This is a genomic window from Fulvivirga kasyanovii (assembly GCF_009711405.1).
GTDB lineage: Bacteria > Bacteroidota > Bacteroidia > Cytophagales > Cyclobacteriaceae > Fulvivirga > Fulvivirga kasyanovii.
This window is the reverse complement of sequence record NZ_SMLW01000617.1, coordinates 1-24,890: the sequence shown is the minus strand read 5'-3', so window position 1 is coordinate 24,890 and position 24,890 is coordinate 1. Positions and strand designations below refer to the sequence as shown.

The following is a 24,890-nucleotide window of genomic DNA, read 5'->3' as shown; positions in this document are numbered from 1 at the left end:
CCTACTGCCTTTGCCGATTGCCTACTGGTTCACTGCTTTTACCAATTGCCTACTGATAAGTCTGTTAATCAACGAACTACGGGATTAAAAAAATAAAACAAATAACTTTTTTTAACATGATCATAGTCATAAAAAAGGTTAGGTGTGGCTTCTATATTTACCCGAAATCACTGATAAAAATATGGAAGCTGAACATACTCTTGATGTGCGTTTTATGGAACCCAAATTGAAGCACCCTGCCATTTTCCAGCGCTTTGATGACCTCCTGCCGGGCGAAACTTTTACGCTGGTAAATGACCACGACCCTATTCCTCTTTATTACCAGTTTCAGGCAGAGCGCCGCGGACAGTTTGAGTGGCATTACAGTGAGAAAGGTCCTGAGGCATGGAAAGTCCTTATTACAAAAGTAAACCCGGAAGAAGCTTAAACCTGCTGCATCACTTAAAGATATGAAGGAAGAGTATTATGACTGGCCGGCTGAGCTTCTGGTCAAGACTGTTATTAAATCACACCACAGCGCCATACTGGCTATTCTTGCAGAAATCAGAACGAGTTTTGCCCAATTCGTACTCAGATATAAGGTTGAGCATGACATAGAGGAGCTGTATGCGGCTTTTAAGTTTTTTGTCTGGAAGCAGGAAGTACACATCCATAAAGAGGCTATTGCTATCATACCTTTTGTAACCCGTTACAGCTCGGAACTCAAAAAGCGCAGTAGCCTAAGGATGCCCGGCTTCCACTCTGCCTGCCATCCCATACATGAAATGTACAAGGAGCATAAGATCGAGAAGCAACGGTTCAACCTGCTCCTGGAGCTGATGGAACAGATTCATTTTAACGATGAACATATGGAAGCCCACTTTAGAAAGATCCATGTGGAGTTACTGAAATTCAGAAAATACTGGCACGATCAGGTACTGCTGGAAAATGACATTCTCTTTCCGAAGATCGTGGAAATGGAAGCCCTGTTGAACCAATGTAATCCTTAAAATATAATAAACACTATGATGATACCCGAACCACCAGAAACCCTCGAAGCATTCACCGAAAAAGAAGTAAAGGAGGCAAGCATAAAATACTTCAATGGCGATGTGCTGGCTGCAGAAGTATGGGCGAGCAAATATGCACTAAAAGACAGTATGGGCAACTACTATGAAAAGTCTCCTGATGACATGCACCACAGGCTCGCCCGCGAGTTTGCCCGGATAGAAGAGAAATACCCTGAGCCGCTAAAGGAAAATGAGATATATAAGCTGTTAAAAGGTTTCAAATATATCGTGCCACAGGGAGGCCCAATGGCAGGCATTGGCAATGAATTTCAGCATGCTTCTTTATCCAATTGTTTTGTGATCGGGGTGGAACAGGGTGCGGACTCTTATGGATCTGTTATGGCTATGGATGAAGAGCTGGTACAGCTTATGAAAAGACGTGGCGGGGTGGGCCTTGACTTGTCACACATTCGGCCCGAGGGCAGCGCAGTGAATAATTCCGCCCTTACTGCAACAGGGATTGTGGCTTTCATGCACCGTTTCTCCAACTCTACACGGGAAGTGGCCCAGGGCGGAAGACGGGGCGCATTAATGCTGACGCTTTCAGTAAAACACCCCGAAGCCATTGCCTTTGCCAAGGCCAAGCGGGATACAACCGCTGTAACCGGAGCCAACATATCTTTAAAACTGGATGACGCCTTCATGAAGGCTGTTGAACGTGATGAAAACTTCAGGCAACAGTTCCCGATAAATAGTAAAAACCCTTCAGTTACCAGCGAAAGTAGGGCACTGGACATCTGGAAAGAAATAACAGAGGGTGCATGGCAATCAGCGGAGCCTGGTGTGATATTCTGGGATACAGTAACAAGAGAGTCATTGCCAGACAGGTATGCAAATGAAGGGTTTCAGACTGTGTCCACAAATCCTTGTGGTGAAATTCCTCTTTGTCCTTATGATAGTTGCCGGTTGATGGCTATTAACCTGGCAGGATATGTCAGTAAGCCATTTTATAAAGAAGCCACTTTTGATTTTAAATTATTCAGGCAGCATGTGCAGGCAGCCCTAAGGCTGATGGATGACCTTGTAGACCTGGAGCTGGAAAAAATTGACCGGATAATTACAAAAATTGATAAAGATCCTGAACCTGAGCAATACAAGCGGGTAGAGAAAAACTTATGGCTCAAGATCAGGCAGAAGTGTGAAAACGGCAGGCGTACAGGGCTGGGCATCACTGGCCTGGGAGATATGATGGCTTCACTGGGCATTCAATATGGTTCAAATGCATCGATAGTGATGGCGGAAAAAGTACAAAGTACCCTTGTACAGGAGGCTTACCGTAGTTCTGTAAAGCTGGCCAAGGAAAGGGGCGCTTTTCCGTTATACAATGCTGAAAAAGAAGAAAACCACCCTTTCATCAACCGAATTAAAGAAATTGAGCCTGCATTGGTAGAGGATATGATCAAACACGGCAGAAGGAATATCGCGATGCTTACCATAGCCCCGACCGGCTCCACAAGCTTATTAACTCAAACAACCTCAGGGGTTGAGCCTGCTTTCAGGCTGTATTATTCAAGAAGAAAAAAGATCAATGCCGCCAAAGCCGGAAGTGATCATACGTATTTTGTGGATGACAATGGTGATTACTACGAAGAGTATGCGGTGTTCCACCATGGTTTTAAAAAATGGCTGGAGACCCAGGGGTTCAATGCTGAAGAGATCGGTGAACTGAAACCTAAAGATTTGGATAAGCTCATTGAAAAATCGCCATACGCCGGTGCCAGCAGTGACCAGATAGCCTGGGCTGCAAAGGTAAAGCTGCAAAGTGTATTGCAAAAATGGGTAGACCACTCTATCAGTGTAACGGTTAACCTGCCGGAGAGTACGCCTCAATCTATGATATCCGAGATTTACCTTGAGGCCTGGAAGCAAGGCTGCAAAGGCATAACGGTTTATCGCGAAGGTAGCCGCGCCGGTATCCTTGTCAGTGATACTGCCAAAGACAAGCAGGATTTTGTGGAGACCAACCCTCCGAAAAGGCCAAAAGAACTGGATGCTGCCGTACTGCAGTTTAAAAATAATCATGAGAAGTGGGTGGCGGTAGTAGGCTTGTACAACAACAAACCTTACGAGGTATTCACCGGCCGTGCAGATGATTCTTTCTCTATCCTATCGATGGTGAAAAAAGGGAAAGTAATCAAAAGCAAAGGCAAGCAGGGCAAGAACAGGTATGATTTTCAGTACGTAGACGGTGACGGCTACAGGATTACAATCGAAGGGCTCTCGAGAACATTTGACAAGGAATACTGGAACTATGCCAAGCTTATCAGTGGTGTATTGCGACATGGTATGCCACTCAAATATGTAGTGGAAATGGTTGATGACCTATGCCTTGACGGGCAAACACTAAACACATGGCGAAATGGTGTGAAACGTGCCTTGCTACAGTTTATTCCTGATGGCACAGTACCAATGGATCAGACCTGCCCTCACTGTAAGGAGCCGGGTATGATCTATCAGGAATCATGTCTGCAATGCAGTCAGTGTGGGTATAGTAAGTGTGGATAATGACTTTGTAATGAGTATTGAGTCATGGGTATTGAGTTTATAGTTTTTGAGCACTGCTTTTAAAAGATTAGAAGCTGCGAACCAAAAATTGACGTTTGCCAGAACGCGTCGTTTCGGAATTTTTCCCGCTTTTGACCCGGAACAGTCAGAAGTGGTCTGAAATCTCCAGGAACTTCCAACCGATGATGGAGGTGCCGGTGTCGGAGGCCTGACCGAAAGAACGGGCCAATGGCGCCGGTATGACGGCGTTTTCTTGTAGGCATGCCGGACCATCACCCTTTTGGGTATACCAGAAAAAGCAGCATTTAAGCAACTGATTTACAATGAATTTAATACCTGCTACTTATGACTTTGGTCATATTAATCGAGCCCATAAATACCAAACTTTACAGTAAACAAAATCAAAAAGCATGCAATTACCTCCTCACCGATTCCATATCCCTGTTATGGGACTGGCGTACACGATAGATTCGCCGGTTAAAGTAGCTCATTTCGGTATTACATCGGCCATTTCCATTATTGAAGACAATCTGGTGGAAATGATGCGCAAGTATTACTACGAGCAAAAGAATGAACCGTATATCCCCATCAGCGACAAAGAGGAAGACTACCGCGCACGTCGTATAACGGACTACCTTAACCTGGTGAACAGGATCGTGAATGAGAAATTTACCAAGCTTAAATTGTCCCTGTTTGAAGCAGGAAGTGACCTGGTAAAATATTTTGAGATGCTGCCCGAAAACCACGAGTTGAAGAATGCTTATCTGTCAATGTTGCAGGCAAAAAACAAAGTAACCCGCGAAACCATCATGAAGTTTTTGCGGGAACAAATGCAGCCGGGCGCTATTGAGGTTAACATCATGACGAAGGTTGATAAAAACAATTATACCCGTGAGGGTAAGTTGTTGGAGGATAGTTCCGATGCCTTAACAGCCTTAAAAGGATATGCCAAAAGCAGCCTTACCAACTCTTCGGTTATTTTTTCAGCAGGCTTAAACCCCCGATTATACAGTTATCTGGAAAAATTCAATGAGTTTGATGCCAGAGGCTGGGGCAAGTTTGATAAGAAGGTAGTAATTAAGGTGAGTGACTACAGGTCAGCACTCATTCAGGGGAAATTTCTGGCAAAGAAAGGGATTTGGGTAAGTGAATTCCGAATTGAGTCAGGGCTAAACTGTGGCGGGCATGCTTTTGCCACGGAAGGGCTGCTACTCGGACCAATACTTGAGGAGTTTAAGAGTAAAAAAGATGAACTGGCGAATAGTCTTTTTGAGGTTTATAAGCCGGCTTTAGAAGCTCAGGGAAAGAAAACGTATCAAATGCCTCACCCGATAAAGCTTACCGTGCAGGGAGGTATTGGTACCCATGAGGAAGATGAGTTTCTGCACCGGTACTATGGCATGGACAGTACAGGCTGGGGGAGTCCTTTTTTACTCTGCCCGGAGGCTACCACTGTGGATGAGAAGACGCTGCAGCAGCTATGTAATGCCGGAGAGCAGGATGTGGTATTAAGCAAAAACTCTCCTTTGGGTGTGCGTTTCAACTATCTTAAAGGAACCAGCTCAGAGGAAGAAAAATTAAATCGCATCAAAAAAGGCTATCCAGGAAGTCCCTGTACAGAAAAATACCTGGTTTCTAATACTGAATTCACCAAAGAGCCAATTTGTACAGCCTCACGACAATATCAAAAATTTAAGATCCGGGAGTTGGAAACAAGTAATTTGCCAGAAAAGGAGCGCCAGAAGCAAATAGATGAAGTATTAAGCAAAGAATGCCTCTGCATAGGCCTGAGCAACGCTGCTTCTTTAGAATACAATCTGCCGCTGGTTAAGAATCTCCATGCCGTAACCATCTGCCCAGGCCCTAATGTTGTAAATTTCAAAAGGATAGCTACTCTCAGGGAGATGACCGATCATATCTATGGACGGTCAAAGGCACTGGTCAATGAAAACCGGCCTCACATGTTTATCAGGGAGTTGGAGTTGTATGTTAACTACATACAGGAGCAGGTAAACGAATGCTTTATGCCTGATGCCAAAACGATCAGGTATTTGACTAACTTCTGTAAGAATTTAATCGCTGGCATTGGTTATTACAGGGAACTGATCGTTCCGGCCAACCCTGGTAATTCGCGGGAGGCATTTGAAGAATCACTTGACAGGGAAGAAAACAGATTGGCCCATACCCTTGAAGATATTTTAGCACTTTCAAATTAAACCGCTGAATATCAATACAAAACAACAAAATGCCATGAGATAAATCGTAAACAAAACTGAGCAAAGTCAGCCCCGTGAGCTTAATCCGTACCGGTAAAGTACGTACTTTTGTAGTATGGTAATAGATGAAGGTATATTGGAAAGCTACGGGGCAAAAGCTATTTCGTTGAAGAAGAATGAGGTGCTTTTTCTTGAAGGGAGTGCTGCCCTCAATTATTATCAGGTAGCTGAAGGCATCATTAAAATGAACAATTTCAGCGCTGATGGCCAGGAGTTTATTCAGGGCATGTTTAAGAATGGCGAAAGTTTTGGAGAACCCCCTCTGTTCGGCGGCTTCCCCTACCCTGCCAATGCTGATGCAGTGGTTGACTCGGTGGTATGGAAACTCTCAAAAGAGAATTTTATCAGGCTCCTGAAAGAGAATTTTGAGCTGCACCTGAAATTCTGCGCCATACTAAGCAAGCGCCTCCAGTTCAAAGCCATGATGGCCAAAGAAATTTCCAGCTACACTCCCGAACACCGGGTGCTTACCCTGATTGACTACTTCAAAAAGAAAGAAGACACCGACGACAGCAACACTTATGAAGTTCCCTTTACCCGGCAACAAATAGCGGACATGACTGGCCTGAGGGTCGAAACGGTGATCCGGACTATCAAGGCATTAGCTGCTAAAAAAGAGTTGCAGATCATAAAAAGAAAGGTTTTCAGAGCCTATGCGGCTTGATGTTCAGCTTTACAGGAACCTTGCCTTGGTTATCGTCCCCTCTGATTTCTTGTAAAGAAGTTTTTTCTCATCACCATTTCGCAACTGAGCAAAAACAAAATGGCCGGTGAGAATACCGGCCATGGGATTTAACTGATGTATTAAAGATTAATTTGCAAAAAATTCGTTTATACTCTCATTGATTTGATCCATAACTTCATCGTAATGTTCGCCATGGCTATCAGCAGATACCTCATCATAATTGCTGAGCGTAAAGAAACCTGCATTATGTTTGGCACTAAAGTGTAGTTCCGTGGTTGTTCCGATATCCCCTCCGCGACTACCAAATGCGTTTTCTCCCGGGTCTACATCCCAGAATACAGTATAGGTTGGTGATGTTTCTGAGAACAATAATTTATAATGCTCCTCGCTAAACAATGTATTCGTCTCTCCTCTTGCTCCGGCCATCATATTCACCATATATTTCATCATATCTTCATTAGAGGTTTTTATCCCGCCATCAGGAAAAGAGTCGAAGTCATAAAAGGGTAAAGGTGTTTCTTTATCCCAATAGAGTGTAGCATAATTATCATTGGGCAATTTGTATTGATATGAAGTGTTATCCATCCCCAATGGATTAAATACATATGTGCTCATAAAATCCCGGAAGCTCATACCTGAGGCTTTTGCTATCATGTATGCCATTAGTGAAGCTCCGGTGTTGGAATAGATCTCTCTTTCCCCTGGATCGGTATTCATGAAATTATCCGGACTATAATAACTTCCTCCTTCATAGAAATAAGAGGTTATGAATTCCTCCAATGTCCTGGGTTCGCGCTGGGTAATTCCATAGGCCTGAAACATTTGGGCTCCTGCTGACGACATATTCTGACCACTTAAAATATAGTAGGAACTTATGTAGAATTCTTCGGTATCCACTATGCCAGACGTATGATTGACCAGATGCCTTACAAGAATTTCGGCAGATGGATTTTTAGGATTGACCAAATCCTCATACAAAATGTCGTTTATTGGGGTGTCCAATGTAAAATAACCTAACTCGATACATTTTACAACGGCTACACCAATAAAAGATTTACTGATTGAAGCTATGGGTTGGATAGTTTGGTTGGTATATGCAACGTTTTCTTCAATATTCTTAAAACCAAAACTTCTTTGATAAACAGGAGTACCATTTTTGACAATCCCTACGCTGAGACCCGGAAAATTTGATTGGCTCAGGATATCTTCAAGCCTTTGAGTTAAGCTCTTTTCATCTGTTACAATAACAGAGTCACCATCATCTTCTCTACAACCCGACATGATCAGGGTTATAACCAATAAAAAATAAATTGCTCTTTTCATTATTTTGTTTTTTTGATTGAGCCTCTAAAGTATATGGCATCAAACAAACAAAAATCACTTTATGAGCACTAGAAGTCCCAAAAAAACAGATTTGAACAAATCAGGACTTTTCCCGGAGCTTTCTGTAAGCTCCGGGTGACATGCCGGAGGCTGTTTTAAAGATATTATAGAAAACGCTTTTGGACTTAAAGCCGGCTTCCATACCAATAGCTTCAATCGAGTACTTGTCGAATGCCGGATTATGCAATAATTTCTTGGCTAATCCGACCCTGTATTCATTCACAAATTGAATAGTACTTTTATTGATTTCCTGATTTACAATCTGAGACAGATGCCCCTCACTGATGTTAAGCTGCTTCGCCAGGTCATATCTACTTAGAAGTGGGTTTTTAAACAGTTCATCCTCATCCATCAGCTTGTACAGTTGTTTAATGACCCTGGAAGCAGTAGCTATCGCTTTCTTCTTTTTATCAACGGGGGCTGCTGCCTCTCCGGCAATCAAACGTTGGTGTATCTCATCCTTTTGAACTATTATTTGCAACCTGAATACGCCATAGTATAGTACCCACCATGACAAGAAGGAAAGCACTAACCAAAGTAAATCTGAAGAAAACTCCGAATTAAGAAGAAAGTCTTCAATATCCGACAGTAACCATACCAGAATGATGATTATGATAAACAGATTTAACCTTAGCAGCCAGTGCTTTTTCTCTTTTGAGATGTTTTGCGAATGCTTGGTCAAATGCCTGCTCCAGAGGATTAGAATAATATTATATGCCAGGGACAAAACGGCCTCCATACCATAAATTACCTCTACGGCTATACCTTCTTCGTGAAAGGAAGAATCATAGAGATTAAATATGAAGTCTAAGCTAAGAAATGTATCTGCCAGCAAAGCAACTATAAAGGGAAGGTATAGCCATTTTAGCCAGCTTCGCTTTAAGTATTCGTGTTGAATATGAATTAGAAAATAATGAAACAGTGTTGCTGCGACCAAAAACTCCCACATAACACCTTGTAGGAATTCAAATATACCGCCTTCCGCACTATACCAACCTAATAAGGTTATACCAACAAGTATTAGCATAGATAAAGACAGGTAGGCGTTTGCTTTGCTTTTGTAAAAAGGAGTGGTTAGTAGTGCTACGCTTATAAAACAGCCCAGCACTCCGCTGGCAACAACTACTAAATCCAGAAATATGTCTAGCAATGTTATTTGTTTTGTTGTTCTCGGTAAGCGATAAAAGCCAAACTTAGCATTTTTTAATCAATATGGTTGCTGGATGTGGGCAGAGAAGACATTATTCAAGCGATGCTTCAAACTTGATTTTCTCACGGGTACTGCTCATTCCAATCTGCGACACTTTGGTGTGCATATATCTGATACTATCCAGGTCAGGCTTGGCAGGTGCTTCTAAGGTCGGGATTCCGGATATTTCCCCGCTACTCTACGAAATTCCGGAATGACATGGTATAGATTAGAAATAAACTCTCCTGATGGGTATTGCTCACCCCAACCCCGTCATCCTAGAATTTTCATTGCATAAATAAATTATTAACTATCAATCTCATTGAAAATATCTAGGATCTCCTTAATCAGGGCAAATGTCTGAGCCTAATGCTATATTCTTAGCCGGTATAAACCTCTCTAATCCTGGCATGTGCTTAAGCTTCCTTCAGCACACTTAATCGGGGGATCCCAAAACTTCGCTGCGCTGCGTTTGGGACGATGTGGTAACGGAAATTTACTATTTTAAAAATCCTTTTTCCCTGCCAACCTATTCAACCCAAACACTGGAACAATAATCCAAAGTATAGCACATATCAAGGTTAGTATAAAGCCCATTGAGGTGCCGAAGAATTTATTAAAAACGGCTCCGGTGTAGCCTAGCAGGGCTGAGATATCCAATTGGAGCATAATGAGTATGCGGGCAAGATCGACGGGGTTTAGAACTGTCATCACCAGGGAGAATTTGTCTAGCGGGTAGTCTTCAAAAATGAAGAGGGAAAGCAGGAATAGTCCGTCATACAACACAGCCATAAAAAGCCATACGACTATGGCCAGACCGAAACCTTTGATCTTGTTTTCATTTTTTATGGCGATTACGAAAGCCAGTGCCACAAAGGTGAAGGTGAGCATGCTTCCGGCCAGTAGCAGTACTGCAAAATTGGCAAACTCTACCGACCCCAATATTCCATAAAAAACAAAGGGTATACCCATACCCAGTACAAAGCTTAGTGTGAGGGAGATAGATAAGCCCAGGTACTGACCGAGAAAAATGGATGATCTTTTGATCGGTTGAGCCAGCAACAGTTCTGCAAACTCACGGGAGTTATAATAGTACATTACACCAAACATGGTCCCGATCAGCGGACACAGTACAATAATGATGTTCATTAAGCTGGCGATGGCTCTGCTGGTATCGTTGCTCAGATAAAGCAAAGAGGTTGCCGTAATAGCGAAAAACAGAAAATAGATCAGGCTCCAGCGGCTCCTGATCAGATCGAAAAAACTATATTTGAGAATCTTTACCATGATGTTGTTACTTAAGTAGTCAATACCTCCTGATATTGTTTATCATTTCTTAACAGGATGTTGGCAATAGAACGCTCGAGCTTCATCTCGCCGGTCATATCACGCATATCCTGAAGCGAGCCTTTAAAGAATATCTTCCCTTCGAGCAGGAATACAATCTCATCTGCCATCTCTTCTACTATGTCCATAATGTGGGTGGTAAGCAGGATCACTTTGCCCTTTGCCCTTTCCTCTTGGATCAGCTCCCTCAGTGTGATCATGGCCACCGGATCAAGCCCGGATGTAGGCTCATCAAGAATGATATAAGGCGAATTGAACATAAAACATAGCACAATATTTACCTTCTGGCGTGTACCACCGGAAAGGTTCCGAAGCCTTGAGTTCATGAAGCCCTCCAGCTTGAAACGTTCTATCAAAGGTTGTTCATTTCCCTCCTGTCCGCGGATGTCCTTCACCATTCTGAGCAGTTCTTTTACCTTCAGGTTTTCAGGAAAGTGAGCAATTTGGGGCAGGTAGCTAATGTTTTTTCTATAGTTCCAGTTGCCTTTCACACCCTCAGCACCTACCACTATTTCACCGGCATCGGGCAGTACCATACCCAGTATACTTTTTATAATGGTGGTTTTCCCTGAGCCATTAGGCCCAAGAATGGCAAATATCCCCTGCCCTTTCACTTCAAGGTCCACACCCTTCAATACTTTATTCTTTCCGAAGGACTTCTCCAAATTTTTTATCGCTATCATAGAACAGGTTTCATTTGAGGTTTTTCATCAACAAGTGTTGCCGGTGTAAATACCGGTGTCACTTTTTCAGCAAAATTCAATATGTCAATAAACAGGCTCCTGAGCAGTACGATGGATGATTCGGATTTGGTAACGATATATGAGAAGAGCTTGACCGGGTGGTAGGGCACATCCCCTACACCATCCTTGTCCAGGTCGTACCCTGTATATTCATCCCAATAGTTGCCTGAATATTCATTGTAGTTGCGGGAGCTGTTGGTGGTCACATCAAAGGTATTGCTGTAGAAGTTATTGCCTTTTATGGTGTTGTCCATGCAGCTACCCAGCAGGCGCAGCGCCCAGCCGTTTTGTTCAAAGGTATTGTTGTGTATCTTCATTCTGGTGGCGCTTTCACCATATATAGCTGTGGTGTTCTTTTTGAATGTACTATTGATTATTTCACTGTCATAAATCTCTTTCAGAAGAATGCCATAGGCCGTTGTGCCCCAATTGTGATCAAAAAGGTTATTGTCCATAAGGATATAACGCGAAAACATTACCGCCACACCGGCCCCATTGTCACGAAAGGTGTTGTCGATGTATTCATCATGGTTGGAAAACATAAAGTGCAGACCATAGCGGACGTTGCCTTCACTTACATTATTGACAATTCGGCTACTGTCAACAAATTCCAGATATATGCCGTCGCGATGTTTTTTAAGGGTATTATTTTCGATCCGTATATTTTTGCAATACCACAGATGAATGGCATTGCCTGAGGACATTTCTTCCTCCGCCTCACCAATGATCTCATTGTTTTCAATCAGGTTATGTTTTGATTTTTGCAGGTAAATGCCAAAAAATGTATTGATGAGCTTGTTGTTTTTTATCACCACATGATCGCTTTTCACTACGTTGATGCCTGCTCGGTCTACGGTATAGCTGGTGCCTACATTCTGGATCTGAAAACCACTGATAGTGACGCTATCTGCGTAAATGGTAAAGATCTCCGAATCATTTTCTCCATCTACAACAGGGAAGCCCTCTCCTACCAGCACCAGTGGCTTTCTGATCTCAATGTTGCCTTCTTTGTAAGTTCCTTTTTTAACTATTACAGTATCACCGGACTTTGCTGTTGCTATGGCGGCTTTGATAGACTGGTAAGTACACCCCTTACAAACCTCAAGGGTAGCTGCATCACTTGTAAATGATGCCAACCATGTGCATAACAATATGATTAATATTCGCTTCACGATTTTTTATCTTAATGCCCTGGGCTGAATAGTTGGCAGGGAATCAAAGCTTTTCAGTAGTTCATCCCAGGAGTAGAGCTGCCCGCCATATTCATCATCAAATTTTTCAGCAACCTGTTTATCAGAAACACCTGTTATATACATGCCCATCGGGCTGGGCAAATTCCCACTCCTGAGGTAATAACAACCGGCAGCCTCTTTTAATGTTTTCTGGTCAAATGTAGATACAAGAACATGAGCAAATGAGGTACCTGCATTTTCATTCATATAATTGATCAGGCACTCGACTGCATCAAACTTGTAGACTTTGCCTTTATCAGTAACCAGTTCGCTGCCATAGCGAGGGTCAACAATCGTCATTTTACAGTAGCTGCATCCGTCCTGACCGTAATGGATAGGTTCCGGCTCAGGTTTGCAGGCAGCAAAGACCATACAGGTGATTATGATATAGATTAGCTTTTTCATTGCTATTTACTTCCAGTAGTTTTCCTTGCGGTAAAAAAAGCCGCTATGGCCATAATAATAGACAATCCAAGAAAGAGCCCACCCCAATATGGGTAAGATATCGCGTTGAAATTTAACAGCATTTTAGATCCAAATACCGGTGGCTGATATGCCATGCCAGGCACTTTAATAGGTGCTTTGGGGTCAAGGTTATGCCCGTAATCATATTCCCATAGATAGAAATCGTACATTCCCAGTATACCTAATACCACCATTATAATAACCCATGAAAGTATAAGTTTTCTGTTGGCTTTAAAAGAGATCAATAAGCCCAGAGCTGCCATGGTTACAATGATGTATGGAAAATACTTGAGTTCAGGAATAGAATCAGGCTCGATATACTGCATCCCTACATAATGGTTAAGGATGTTAATATTTTGTAAAGTATGCTCAGTGTCCCCGGTAATTTTATTGATCCAGATGTACATGGTAATGCCATCAGGATACTGCGGAGCTTCCAGGGTTATACTCCATAGTGGGGTTAAAAACAGGGTCAGAAGAAGTAACGCACCCACAAACATCAACACTTTCGGTAGCATTTTCATAATATCTGTATTTAAAAAGGAGGCCGCCCGTATTCAGGCAGCCTCCTACCTGTGAATTATGATTAAAACTATACTTAATCCTCTCCCAATGACCATTTGATGGGCACATCAGATCCGGCTGCGGATACCCTGATGTAGCCTTGCATCTCCTGGTGAAGTGCAGAGCAAAAGTCTGTACAATAGTATGGGTATACACCTTCTCTCTGAGGCTCCCAAACCAGTGTTTCAGTTTGACCAGGCATAACAAGCAGCTCAGCATTTCTGGCTCCCATGATGCTCAATCCGTGAGGAGTATCCCAATCCTGCTCCAGGTTTGTCAGGTGGAAATACACTTTGTCGCCCACTTTTATACCCTCAATGTTATCAGGGTTGAAGTGGCTTCGTATAGAGGTCATATAAACCCTTACTACATTGCCTTCCCTCACCACTTTGGCCTCACTCTCTTTCTTAATGGCGTGTGGGTGCTCATTTTCCTCGATCGGATAGATCTTTTTAGAGTTCTTCATCACCACATCTGCTGCAATAGCCTGTGCATAATGGGGTTCTCCAATGGTAGGGAAGTCGAGGAGGAGCTCCATTTTCTCTCCTGAGATATCATACAACTGTGCTGAGTGATTCATCTCAGGGCCTGTAGGCAGGTAACGGTCTTTGGTTATTTTGTTGAGCGCTACAAGGTATTTACCCCACGGCTTTTTAGAGTCACCACCAGGGATCATAAGGTGACCTACGGAATAGTAACATGGAGCCCTGTCAATCACTTCCCAGGTTCCGAGTTTCCATTTCACCACTTCAGAAGAGATGAAGAAGGTGGTATAAGCATTACCTTTACCGTCAAACTCCGTGTGCAATGGTCCTAAACCACCACTTACCACTGTTCCGGCTGTTACATCTTCATACTTCAATACAGGTATGCCATCAACTTCGCCTTCAAATGACTTGTTTTCAATGGCCTTCAACATTTTATCGAAAGAGTGAACTGTAAGGTCAGCAGAAAGTTTACCGTTACCTACAATATACTCACCGGTAGGGTCAACATCTACACCGTGAGGAGATTTAGGGGTTGGCAGGTAATAGATCAGGCCGGGGCACTCTGCCGGGATAAGCACTTTAACCCCCTCCTTCGTCGTTGAGGTAGCTATGTGCGTTTTTTCATCGTAGTAGTTATGAACATATTTGGCAGGGTAATCTTTTCCTTTGCCTTGCGCCAGGTATTCTTCAGCCTTTTTCCAGTTTACAGCGGCTATAAAATCCTTATCGTTCTGCGAAGCATTTACCTCTTTCAGGGTATGGCTTTCTTCAGTATTGTAAGTGGTGAAGAATGTCCAGCCGTGAGATTTGCCTTTACCTGAGTGCGCCAGGTCATAGTCATAGCCGGGCACCAGGATCTGGAATGCCACATCCATGTTGCCGGGTTCATCCGCTTTAATGTAAGTAAGTGCACCTTTAAAGTTCTCTTTGTAAGAATCAATCGGCACATCTTTTTGAGGATAGGGCACACTAAAGCGAGTACCGGCCACCACATACTCCGAGTTTTCGGTTATGAAAGGTGAACTGTGGTTACCACCACTGTTAGGGATCTCCACTATCTCCGTGGTTTCGAAAGTAGTGAGATCAATTCTCGCAATACGTGGTGTGTTATTACCATTAATGAATATCCAACGACCATCAGGAACACCATCGGTCTGAGATAGTTCAGGGTGGTGGGCATCATCCCAAGGCACAAAGCCATAAGAGGTATTGAGCATAGGCTTGGTCTCTTCATTGTACCCATAGCCTTTCTCTGCATCCTGCGAAAATACAGGGATCACTTTCAGCATCCTGCCTGAAGGCAGGCCATATACGCTTATCTGCCCGCTGAAACCGCCCGACATAAATGCGTAGAACTCATCGTACTCGCCCGGAGCGACGTACACTTTCTCGGCAGCCTTTGAAGTATTCATGGCTCCCTGTTTGTTTGCGTTTTCATTATTACCGCAGCCCCAAACCAGGGTGGTCAATACTGCGGCAATAACATATAGGTTTATTCTCTTCATGTTAGTGTATGTTAGAAAATTTTAAAGGGTTCTGATGTATTCAAGCACCTTTCGAGCTTGCTCTTCCGTAAGGTTTTGGTTCGCCATAGGTGCTCCGTTGGCCTCCACCAGCAATTGCTTGGCAATAGGGTCCTTCTGGATCATCTCCTCCGGGTTAAGTATCATATTCATAGCCCACTCGGGTGTTCTTCTGTCCAATAGTCCTTTAGGTGCCGGACCTATAAACTTCTTGTCCGGCTTGTGGCATGCGGTGCATAGTTCTTCATAGATCACCTTGCCTTCTTCAGCCATTTTTGGGTCTATTTCACCGAGGGTTAAATTCTCTACAGGCCCTATACCTTTATTGCTTTGCCAATTTTTCATAGGGTCTTCAGGCGTAGTAGCCTTTGCTGACTCTGAAGGGTGTTTTGCAGGGGGCAATGCCTTCTTTTCTCCGCCACCACCACAAGCGGCCAATAGAAGCGGCAGAACCACGATTCCAATTAGATATTTTAAGTGTGTATACATAACAGTGTAATTTAATTTCGATTGTAAATTTCTATTTCTATTCATCCATCTCCTTTGACTGGCATCAAGGGCAAACATGATTTTAATCAGGTGCTTTGAAAAGACTGTTCAGCTTCCGTTGCCCTTGGAAACAGGATGTTGTTCTCAAGATGTATATGCTGGTGCAGGTCATTTTCAAATTCCTGAAGCTTCTGATAGAGTACCTTGTAAGTTGCGCAGGCATCAACCGGAGGGGTATACGCCGAGCTAAGTTCAGATATTGACCTCATGATCTCCCCGGCTGCGTCATGCTCATCCATCATTACCCTGATCGGGTTTTGAACAGTGCCGAAAGAAGGGTTAGGCTGTGTTTTTGCTTCCAGCAGCTTAAGGATATAAGGGAAAAGAATCGTTTCTTCCTTGGTCAGGTGTGGCAGTAATTCATCTACCAGCGCATATATCTGCCTGTTGATCTCAATGGTTTCCGGATGCCTGTCACCATGTACTTTGGCCACCTTATTGGAGTACTCCAGAAGCAGGGGAATATTTTCCTTTACATAAGTATGATGTACATTTATAATATGGTTGATCAGTTTATCCAAAGGCCAGTCCTTTGCCCCGGTTATATCCCTGCTATTTCCATTTACAGCTAAAAGGTCATTGACCAGTTGCTCACAATTGACTCCTTTCTTCTTGCAGGCCTCTTCCACGCTTACTCCTCCCCCACAGCAAAAATCTATACCATATTTTTTAAATATGTCGGCATATTTATAGTCTTCTGCTACAAGGCTGCCCACTTTTTTGTATTTAATATCTTCCATTTGCATTGATGTTTGTTTAAACTCTTTTTCAAAGTTCAGAAGTGTGGCACCATTCTCTTATGATCGCAATCATAAAGCCGGTGATTTGTTATGTGGAGTGGATTGAATTAAAAAGTGGGTGAAAAATGCCCATAATGAGAGCCCTACAATAGAACACACGGCCTAATAAGTAAGACACAAGTTTATAAATCCGTTTTTCCGAATATTTACAAGAAAAACTTACAAGGAGATTTCATAAAGTTTAATCCTGCCAGGAGCAGGCATGCCGCTTCATATCAATCCATTGAATTAAAAATAATATAAATATTATTTTATTGACAAGTGCATTAACTTAAACTAAATTCAGTACCTAAACCGCCTCAATCCAAAGTATATTTATCTGACATATAGAATATTACACCTTAAAAGCGCAACTTATTTTCATTGTTTAAATATTAATATGATGCATTTGACAATTTAAAATAAGTAATAAATTATCAAGTCTTATCATATGGTTCAATAAGGCTATTTAACTTACATAAAGTTAATATCAATAGTGGAATATTTATATTTGCATTCCCCATAAAGAAAACTATCCTCCCCATAGATAGCTATCGCTTATTAATACATTACACCCCAGTAATTAAACTTTCTAATCATGAAAAACACCTTGACTGAACCAGTTAAAAATTCTTTATTGGCCTTAATTCTATTTATGACCCTAACCGTTTTTTCATCATGTGGCGGCGATGATGACGGAGACCCTGACCCTCAACAACAACCTACGATTACTGGTATTGAGCCTGCGAAAGGTGAGGTTGATGATGTAGTAACTATTACAGGCTCTAATTTTAGCACTACAGCATCTGGCAATACAGTCAGCTTTAACGGAGTGGAGGCTACAATAACATCTGCAACAGCCACGGAGATTAAGACTACTGTACCTGCCACAGCTACTACAGGAAAAATTACTGTTGCCGTTGAAGGAATGAACCCGGCAACCAGTACCGCAGACTTTGTAGTATACAACTGCTCCGAGCTTACCCTCACACTTAAGTCCGGAGGCTACAGCATAGAAGCCGAGGCCAGCGGAGGCACCGCACCTTACGAATATGCCCTTGACAATGGAAGCTACCAATCCGAAAGCAGCATGGATGCAGATATTGCTGACCATACGGTTAAGGTAAGGGATGCGAATGGGTGTGAGGCTAGTGCTAGTATTGCTGCGGCAACCTTGAAAACCATCACGGACGAGCGCGATGGACAGGAATATCAAGTAGTAAAAATAGGTGATCAAATATGGATGGCCGAAAACCTGAATATCCAGCTGGACACCGCGCAGTACTGCTATGACAACCTCCCTTCTAACTGCGCTACTAATGGAGCCCTATACACCTGGTATGCAGCTAAGGTTGCCTGCCCTGCCGGCTGGAAGCTGCCCGATAATGCGGAATGGAAAACTCTTATTACAACTTTAGGAGGCTTTGATGTGGCCGGAGGTAAGATGAAAGCAGGGGGGAGTAGTGGATTGGAGATGAAGTATGTTGGATTTAGATCAAACATGGGCGGCTTCGGTGGCAACACAGATAGAGCATTGTTTTGGTCATCTGATCTACCCAATGACCCCGATTTACAGAATAAATTTGGAGTTTATTATTCTGTATCGGAAAACCAGGGAGATAAAGTAGGAACCAGTGATGGCTATAAAAATTCCGGTTTTTGTGTGCGATGTTTAAAAATCCAATAATACACATAGACATGTCAGGCTTGAAATTAGCTTTATTCCTTCTCACAATATTGTGGAGTGCTACCAGTTACGGACAGGCTACTATCGACAGTACTCTATCGGAACCGGATAATGGAAGCATTGATGTCGCAGTAAACCTTGATACAGCAGAGATTATGTTTACTGAATCAATTTATAGTGTGTCTGATAGCGCATTTATTACTGGTGCAGATTTAAAAGACCTCGTAAGTATCAGTCATAAAAATTTGGATGGTATTACCCATACATTAAACATTGAAAGTGATTATACTCTAGGTATTGATGATAATTCTAGTATAATCACTATTACTTTTAAGCCAAACGGCAAACCTTATAAACTAGAACCTGAAAACGATTACATAGTAAAAATTGCTCCTGTTAAAGCCTTGGATGGAACCGTAAGTGACACGCTGCACTACACTTTCACCACAGCCCCCTATGCAACCATCAACGCCCTTACAACAGAAATTTGTAAGGGCACCTACACTACCCTCAATGATATTGAAATATACGAAGGAGGAAAAGCTAACTTTCAATATGTTCCCGATATTGGTAACTTACAATTACTTACTCTTGTATTACCTGATGGATTTGAGTTTGAGAAAGGTCAGGGAACGGTAAGGAAAGGGGAAAACAGTGACATAAGCTTTCATTCACAAGGTTTGTTTTATGAACATGATTCACTGAGTCATGATCCCAGGAAAGTACACATTATCTTTAAAAACCCGGAGAATCTTCCTCAAGAACATATTGATATCCTCACAATTTCCGGTTTAAAAGTAAAAATTTCCGATGGTATCCCTCCTGATCCATTGGATCAATACAGTATAACAATGGATAAGTCCAGTAGTGCCCTGCTACTAGGGATAAAGAAGGGCGACAACGGCACTCCATTTGCCAGTATAAAAATTACAGACCTGCCACAACTTGGTGTAGTCTATAAAAACAATACAACACAAGAAACAGGTAACTCAATTAATATTTGTACATCCCACGAACTGGAAATTACTGCAGAACCAAACTACAACAGCTACACTTTTATAATTGACGGTAGCCCTGTTAGTAATGACAATAACGTGTTCATGACCACATCCATATCTGAGAAAGGAGAACACTCCTTTAAAGTTACAGCACGTAGTCAGGGAGGTTGTGAATTACAATCAGCTACAACCAGCCTGTATTTTGGCACAACCCCGAAGATCAAAATTACAGATATCATTAATGGTGATGTAACGAATAACATAAAAGATGGTGATGAGTATGCCATGCCAAATGATGACCCACAGAAAATGTTACAAGCCGATCCGGAAAGTGAGTGGGGCAACTTCCTAGGACATGGAGTGGAGTCATCCAAGATAAATGACAAACTTACCTATTTTTTCAATCCTGCCAACCCAAATATTGATAACCGGGCGGGGCGTTATTCTCTGATATACGTAGATAATAATAATGAATGCTTCTCCGGTATTGAATTTCATATAAACCTTTTTAAGTCTAATTCAGAGCAAATACTTGGTCTACAGAATTCAGGAGTTTGTATAGATAGTGACGCAGAGAAGATACTTATCGGGTGGGTTGGCCAGGGCACTGTTGGTGAGCTTATTGGAGAAACAAATGCTATTAATATTTCATCCAACAGTAGAGGAATGTCCACTCAGGCATTGCAAGGAACTCTAAATCCAGCTTATGATAAAGGACTGCTCAGTGGTTTTTATTTAGATCCATCAAAGCTTAAAGATGAGAAGTTTAAAGCAGGAGATACCCTTACTTTTGAGATTAATTATACCCCAAAAGGGGAATCTGATGTCACCAAAGTATTGACCCAGGATGTAATTATTGCCCAAACCCCTAAATTAGTAACCTCTCTTATGGGAGGCGATTCAATCAAAGCCACCTATTGTCAGAACAGTTCTCCAATAGAACTCTTAGGTAATCCACTAGGAGGATTAGGTACCAGTAAAATCTTTTCAATACTCAACCTCGACACTGCTACTAACATTTCCTCAGCCGTGCCTCTAGAAGACATGAACCTCCATTTTGACTCCAAAAATGTATCAGGGGCAACCCCTCAAAATTTTCTTGCACCGAACAACAAAGGGTATGTCATAACTTTTGAATATATCAGTGAATACGGGTGCCGCGCTGTAAGAAATGACACGGTACGCGTTTTACCTCTGCCTGACTCAATATTTACCGATACCCGCACTTTTAACTATTGTATAGGAGATGATATAGGAAAGCTGTTTGTCGCTGAAGTAGATAGCCTGGATATTGCTGATTCACTGGAGTATCTATGGTACGATGAGCGAGAAAATTTGCTTCAGGCACAAACCTATTCCTTCAATACCGGCATTAGCAACCAGTTTCCCTCCACCACCTCTTACTTTGTATCACAAAGACTGGTAGATTATGGATGTGTAGGACCACTTAGTGAACTGGAAGTTAATGTTGGGGAAAACCCTGTGGCGGAGTTTAGCTTTGCAGAATCATGTGCTACAGGCACCCTAAGCTTTATCGATGAGTCCCAGGGCGGTATAGTACCTAAAGATACGGTCAACCAGTGGTTATGGAGTTTCAATGATCCCGGAAGCGCTGACAGCTCTGCCCAAACTAATCCCTTCTATGCATTTTCAGAACCGGGTATTTACGATGTGAAGCTTAAGGTCCTTACAAGTGTTGGTTGTAGTGACTCTATTGTACATTCGGTAGCCACTTATACTTATCCCCCCATTGACTTTTCCAAAAAGATTTATTTTGAAGGTTTCGAACAAGGTGCAGCCGGATGGATAAGTACAACCGAAACAGAGCAGGCAAATGGGCTTGCAAATAACTCCAGTTGGAGGCTCACCATACCGGAAGGGGATTTAATCAATGAAACCCAAACCGGCAACCATACCTGGGTAACCAGCAATACTGCTACTGCCGCTTATAATGACAACGAAGACTCTTGGGTAGAAAGCCCATGCTTCAATCTCAACTTATGGGACAGGCCTAAAGTCGAAATGGATATATGGTACAATACGGAGAAATTTGAAGGAGCAACTTTACAGTACGCTATTAAAGGAGAGACGCTTAGCGCTGCTAACACCAAATGGGAAACTGTTGGCAGCATTGGCAGTGGTATTGAATGGTTCAATTCTACCGGGATATCTGCTGCTCCAGGCGGGCAGGCATTGGGATGGGAAGGAAGTGTTAGCGGCTGGAAGTCAGCAAAGATATCCCTTGATGGTGTAAAGGAAAAAGCAGCAGGCCAACCTGTGCGGTTCAGAATCGCCTTTGCAAGCCTGGATCTTGGGGATAACAGGGAAAATAAGTTTGATGGTTTCGCCTTTGACAACTTCGCCATCAGGGAAAGAAACCGAATGGTAGTCCTTGAGCATTTCACCAATGTCAACGCTGCCAATAATGAAAAGGAAAACACCTATATCGATAATTTTGCAGCCGCAAGACCCGCAGAAGTGATTAAAATAGAATATCACACGGACTTTCCGGGTTTAGACCCAGTCAATAAATTGAATACTGCCGACCCCAGTGCGCATGCGCTTGAATATGGGATCAGTGAAGTACCGAGAACGGTTATGGATGGTACTTATGGAGTTTATCACCGGAATGATCCTTTTAGTACAGATAGTTGGGGTGAAGATGTTTATACAAAAAGAGCCAATATAGACGCGCCATTTAACCTGACTATCTCCGATAACATTATTACAGGTGGTGAAAATACGGACAACCCTGGCGGAAGTTTAAAAATTGAGGTTACCCTCACCAAAAACCCTACGGCAGACACCATTTCTTCGCCACTAGTACTCGAAATCGGAATACTTCAAAAAAGCCTGGAAGCGAATGGCCGCACATATCATAATGTATTGAGAAAGCTTTTGCCAAATGCCGCAGGAAATTATATTTATGGCGACTGGCTGCCCAACGACATATCACGTACAGAAACCGTCACGCAATACTGGAGTCCTGACTTCATGTATGACCCGGCTGATACTTTCTTAATCGTGGCTTATGTTCATGATACTCATCTATCAAAGACCCGTACAAAAGAAATTTATCAAGGTGCATACAAACAAATAAATATCCTGCCTCCCACTGCATCCGTAACCGGCTTGAACAATGGCACGAATCAAAGCTTTAAAATTTACCCAAACCCTTCAAAAGGGGATGCGGTACTTGTGTTTGACCAGCCCTTAATTGAGGACAGTCCGATAAATGTGTATTCATCCACGGGTTTGCAGATATATGAAGGAAATATAACTAAAGGCGCAACATCCTTTAAAATTCCTTTGGAAAGTTGTCCCGAGGGGCTTTATATTGTATCCTTTTATGCGCAAGGCCGAATAATCAGGCTCCCCCATATCCTGCGCTAAGGATTCATATATTTTTTAATACGATTACCATACAATATGAAAGAGGAGGAGCTTCCATTATTTGCAACTATAGAAACTGACATCCATTGGGCCAAAGGAATCATTGCCCAGCGCTGTGAAAACCTGAACGACCACCAGGAGGATAAGGTAATTGAGGATTTTTTAATGGACAATTTCCCTCCGGAGGTCAGGGAAGGAACCTACTACAGCCAGTTGCTCACAAGTTTATCTGAAGCACATCATCCTGATGATCCTGCCTGGCTATCCGTTGCCGAACGCTTAATACTGGCGCTGACATTAGCTTCCCATGTATGTCCTGCGTTATTTGAGCCTTTTTCCTATTTTCAGAATCAGGGTATAGGGGTCAACCGCGTAGGCGGGATAAAGAGCAATGGACTATTTGGGTTTATCCCAACAGCGGAAACCGCGCTGTTTTTACTGGCCGGGGAAAATGTCACACTTCGCCAGCAAATCATCAGAAGAATATTTAACAACGACCACCCGCTTTTTCGAATGGGTGTAATCTCACTTCATGAAGTGGCTCACAACCTGTCCCGGTTCCATGGTGCATTGGTATTGTCCGATGAGTATTACAGTTTACTGGTAGAAGGCAGGCCTTTTATTCCTGCATTCAGCCAGTCGTTTCCCGCTCAATGTATAGATACGCACGAAAGCTGGGGCGATCTGGTAGTTGGCAGCCAAACGCGGTTTGCTCTTGAGGAGATCAATATCTGGCTCAAAGAGAAAAAGCAGATGATGGATGATGACCATGTAAGCCGTAAAATAAAAAAGGGGTACAAGGCATTGTTCTACGGCCCTTCAGGTACCGGTAAAACCATGGCGGCCAGTCTTATCGGAAAAGAAGCGGATGTACCTGTATTCAGGATAGACCTTTCTCAGGTAGTAAGTAAATACATCGGGGAAACAGAAAAGAACCTTGCAGCCGTTTTTGATAAGGCTGAAAACCGCAACTGGGTACTTTTCTTCGATGAAGCTGATGCCCTTTTTGGAAAACGTACGAAAACCAGCACTGCCAATGACCGGTATGCCAACCAGGAGGTTTCATATCTCTTGCAGAGAGTGGAGAATTTCAACGGCCTGGTAATTCTTTCCAGCAACTTAAAAGCAAATATGGACTCGGCCTTTACAAGAAGATTTCAGTCCATAATCAAATTTCCCGTTCCGAATGAAATTCTGCGCAAGGAGCTTTTTAACCGCGCTTTTCAAGGCAGGTACGCGGTCGAAAACACTGAGTTGATGGAAAAAGTAGCAAAGAAGTATGAACTGACGGGCGCGGAGATCAACAATATCTTTCGCTACTGTGCCATGATGACGCTGCATTACGGTCATGAAAAAGTCACTGAACAGGTCTTTACAGATGGTGTAATCAAAGAATTAAGAAAAAAGGGAAAGGCCATATAAACTAACTACCGATGTTTGAAGAAAAAACACCATCTCCTGGTGCAGCCCAGCCACATCCCTTGGATGTTTCTCTGGAGTCAACCGGTGCCTTACCTGAAAGCCAGCCTTTTTTTGATCCTTTTGCCCCTCAATGGGACGATGAGGTCAATCAGCGTATTCGGCCCAGGCCTAAAGGCTCCGTACCTCCCTTTAAGTCCATGTATAAGAATATGCCAAGCATCTATGAAATGACCATGCCGGGCATGATCTCAAAAATAGACCTGAACAAGGTGCCCGGCCTGCTTAGGATTAGGGATAGGGATAAACCAAAAGAAAAACTAAAAACAGCACCTCCGGCTGCCAGCCATACTACCGTACCCGGGGATACCCTGGCCGCTCTGGCATTAAAATACAAAGTCAGTGAAGATGCTTTAAGAGAGGCCAATGCCGATAAGGTAAAGAAGTTCAAAAGGAACAATGGCCAAGGGCACCTGGAAGGGTTTGATATTGGTGTTGAGCTGGCAATCCCTTCAGGAGAGGCTATCCCTGTAAAGACCACTACAGCACCGGTAGCAGATACTCAGCCAGCCATGGAAACCAAGGCAGAAAAAGGGGGCATGGCCAGTACAGAAAA

General features: G+C 42.9%; 19 protein-coding genes. 9 read left to right on the top strand and 10 right to left on the bottom strand.

Going from position 1 to position 24,890, the window contains the following annotated elements:
• The first annotated feature begins 181 nt into the window (after positions 1-181).
• From E1163_RS19915 to E1163_RS19895, 5 genes are all read left to right on the top strand, one after another.
• A complete protein-coding gene (locus E1163_RS19915) occupies positions 182-427 on the top strand; it encodes a DUF2249 domain-containing protein (protein WP_155174218.1) in 246 nt (81 codons plus the stop codon).
• Positions 428-449: 22 nt separating this feature from the next.
• On the top strand, positions 450-989 hold the full coding sequence (locus E1163_RS19910) for a hypothetical protein (protein WP_155174217.1): 540 nt from the start codon (positions 450-452) through the stop codon (positions 987-989).
• A gap of 15 nt (positions 990-1,004) precedes the next feature.
• Positions 1,005-3,554: an adenosylcobalamin-dependent ribonucleoside-diphosphate reductase gene (locus E1163_RS19905; RefSeq protein ID WP_155174216.1), complete on the top strand. Its 2,550-nt coding sequence runs from the start codon at positions 1,005-1,007 to the stop codon at positions 3,552-3,554.
• A gap of 410 nt (positions 3,555-3,964) precedes the next feature.
• Entirely contained in the window at positions 3,965-5,770 is a 1,806-nt protein-coding gene (locus E1163_RS19900; RefSeq protein WP_155174215.1) for a hypothetical protein, read from the top strand.
• A gap of 115 nt (positions 5,771-5,885) precedes the next feature.
• Positions 5,886-6,494, top strand: a complete 609-nt coding sequence (locus E1163_RS19895; RefSeq protein ID WP_155174214.1) for a Crp/Fnr family transcriptional regulator — start codon at positions 5,886-5,888, stop codon at positions 6,492-6,494.
• A 147-nt stretch (positions 6,495-6,641) separates the two neighbouring features.
• On the opposite strand, the gene E1163_RS19890 is transcribed toward E1163_RS19895, so the two are convergent.
• From E1163_RS19890 to ric, 10 genes are all read right to left on the bottom strand, one after another.
• Entirely contained in the window at positions 6,642-7,838 is a 1,197-nt protein-coding gene (locus E1163_RS19890) for a serine hydrolase domain-containing protein (protein WP_155174213.1), read from the bottom strand.
• Between the two features lie 100 nt (positions 7,839-7,938).
• Positions 7,939-9,048 (bottom strand): helix-turn-helix domain-containing protein, encoded by a 1,110-nt coding sequence (locus E1163_RS19885; protein WP_155174212.1) that lies wholly within the window; start codon positions 9,046-9,048, stop codon positions 7,939-7,941.
• A 543-nt stretch (positions 9,049-9,591) separates the two neighbouring features.
• Positions 9,592-10,374: an ABC transporter permease gene (locus E1163_RS19880; RefSeq protein WP_155174211.1), complete on the bottom strand. Its 783-nt coding sequence runs from the start codon at positions 10,372-10,374 to the stop codon at positions 9,592-9,594.
• A gap of 11 nt (positions 10,375-10,385) precedes the next feature.
• Positions 10,386-11,117, bottom strand: a complete 732-nt coding sequence (locus E1163_RS19875) for an ABC transporter ATP-binding protein (RefSeq protein WP_155174210.1) — start codon at positions 11,115-11,117, stop codon at positions 10,386-10,388.
• Positions 11,114-12,349, bottom strand: a complete 1,236-nt coding sequence (locus tag E1163_RS19870) for a nitrous oxide reductase family maturation protein NosD (protein WP_343033896.1) — start codon at positions 12,347-12,349, stop codon at positions 11,114-11,116. Before E1163_RS19870 ends, E1163_RS19875 begins: the two co-directional genes overlap by 4 nt.
• A gap of 6 nt (positions 12,350-12,355) precedes the next feature.
• Positions 12,356-12,814, bottom strand: coding sequence for a nitrous oxide reductase accessory protein NosL (locus E1163_RS19865; protein WP_155174209.1), 459 nt, complete (start codon positions 12,812-12,814; stop codon positions 12,356-12,358).
• A 2-nt stretch (positions 12,815-12,816) separates the two neighbouring features.
• Positions 12,817-13,398: a hypothetical protein gene (locus E1163_RS19860; RefSeq protein WP_155174208.1), complete on the bottom strand. Its 582-nt coding sequence runs from the start codon at positions 13,396-13,398 to the stop codon at positions 12,817-12,819.
• 74 nt (positions 13,399-13,472) lie between these two features.
• Positions 13,473-15,431: a Sec-dependent nitrous-oxide reductase gene (gene nosZ / locus E1163_RS19855; protein WP_155174207.1), complete on the bottom strand. Its 1,959-nt coding sequence runs from the start codon at positions 15,429-15,431 to the stop codon at positions 13,473-13,475.
• A 21-nt stretch (positions 15,432-15,452) separates the two neighbouring features.
• Positions 15,453-15,938: a c-type cytochrome gene (locus E1163_RS19850; protein ID WP_155174206.1), complete on the bottom strand. Its 486-nt coding sequence runs from the start codon at positions 15,936-15,938 to the stop codon at positions 15,453-15,455.
• An 86-nt stretch (positions 15,939-16,024) separates the two neighbouring features.
• The gene (gene ric / locus E1163_RS19845) at positions 16,025-16,738 is read right to left on the bottom strand and encodes an iron-sulfur cluster repair di-iron protein (RefSeq protein WP_155174205.1); all 714 of its coding nucleotides are present in this window, start codon (positions 16,736-16,738) and stop codon (positions 16,025-16,027) included.
• 637 nt (positions 16,739-17,375) lie between these two features.
• On the opposite strand from ric, the gene E1163_RS19840 reads away from it, so the two are divergent.
• From E1163_RS19840 to E1163_RS19825, 4 genes are all read left to right on the top strand, one after another.
• The gene (locus tag E1163_RS19840; RefSeq protein WP_155174204.1) at positions 17,376-18,464 is read left to right on the top strand and encodes an FISUMP domain-containing protein; all 1,089 of its coding nucleotides are present in this window, start codon (positions 17,376-17,378) and stop codon (positions 18,462-18,464) included.
• Between the two features lie 20 nt (positions 18,465-18,484).
• Complete coding sequence (locus E1163_RS19835; protein WP_185156148.1) at positions 18,485-22,855, top strand: T9SS type A sorting domain-containing protein; 4,371 nt, start codon at positions 18,485-18,487, stop codon at positions 22,853-22,855.
• Between the two features lie 36 nt (positions 22,856-22,891).
• Positions 22,892-24,277 (top strand): ATP-binding protein, encoded by a 1,386-nt coding sequence (locus tag E1163_RS19830; RefSeq protein WP_155174202.1) that lies wholly within the window; start codon positions 22,892-22,894, stop codon positions 24,275-24,277.
• 11 nt (positions 24,278-24,288) lie between these two features.
• Positions 24,289-24,890 (top strand): LysM peptidoglycan-binding domain-containing protein (locus tag E1163_RS19825; RefSeq protein WP_155174201.1); only part of this gene is annotated, 602 nt, incomplete at its 3' end.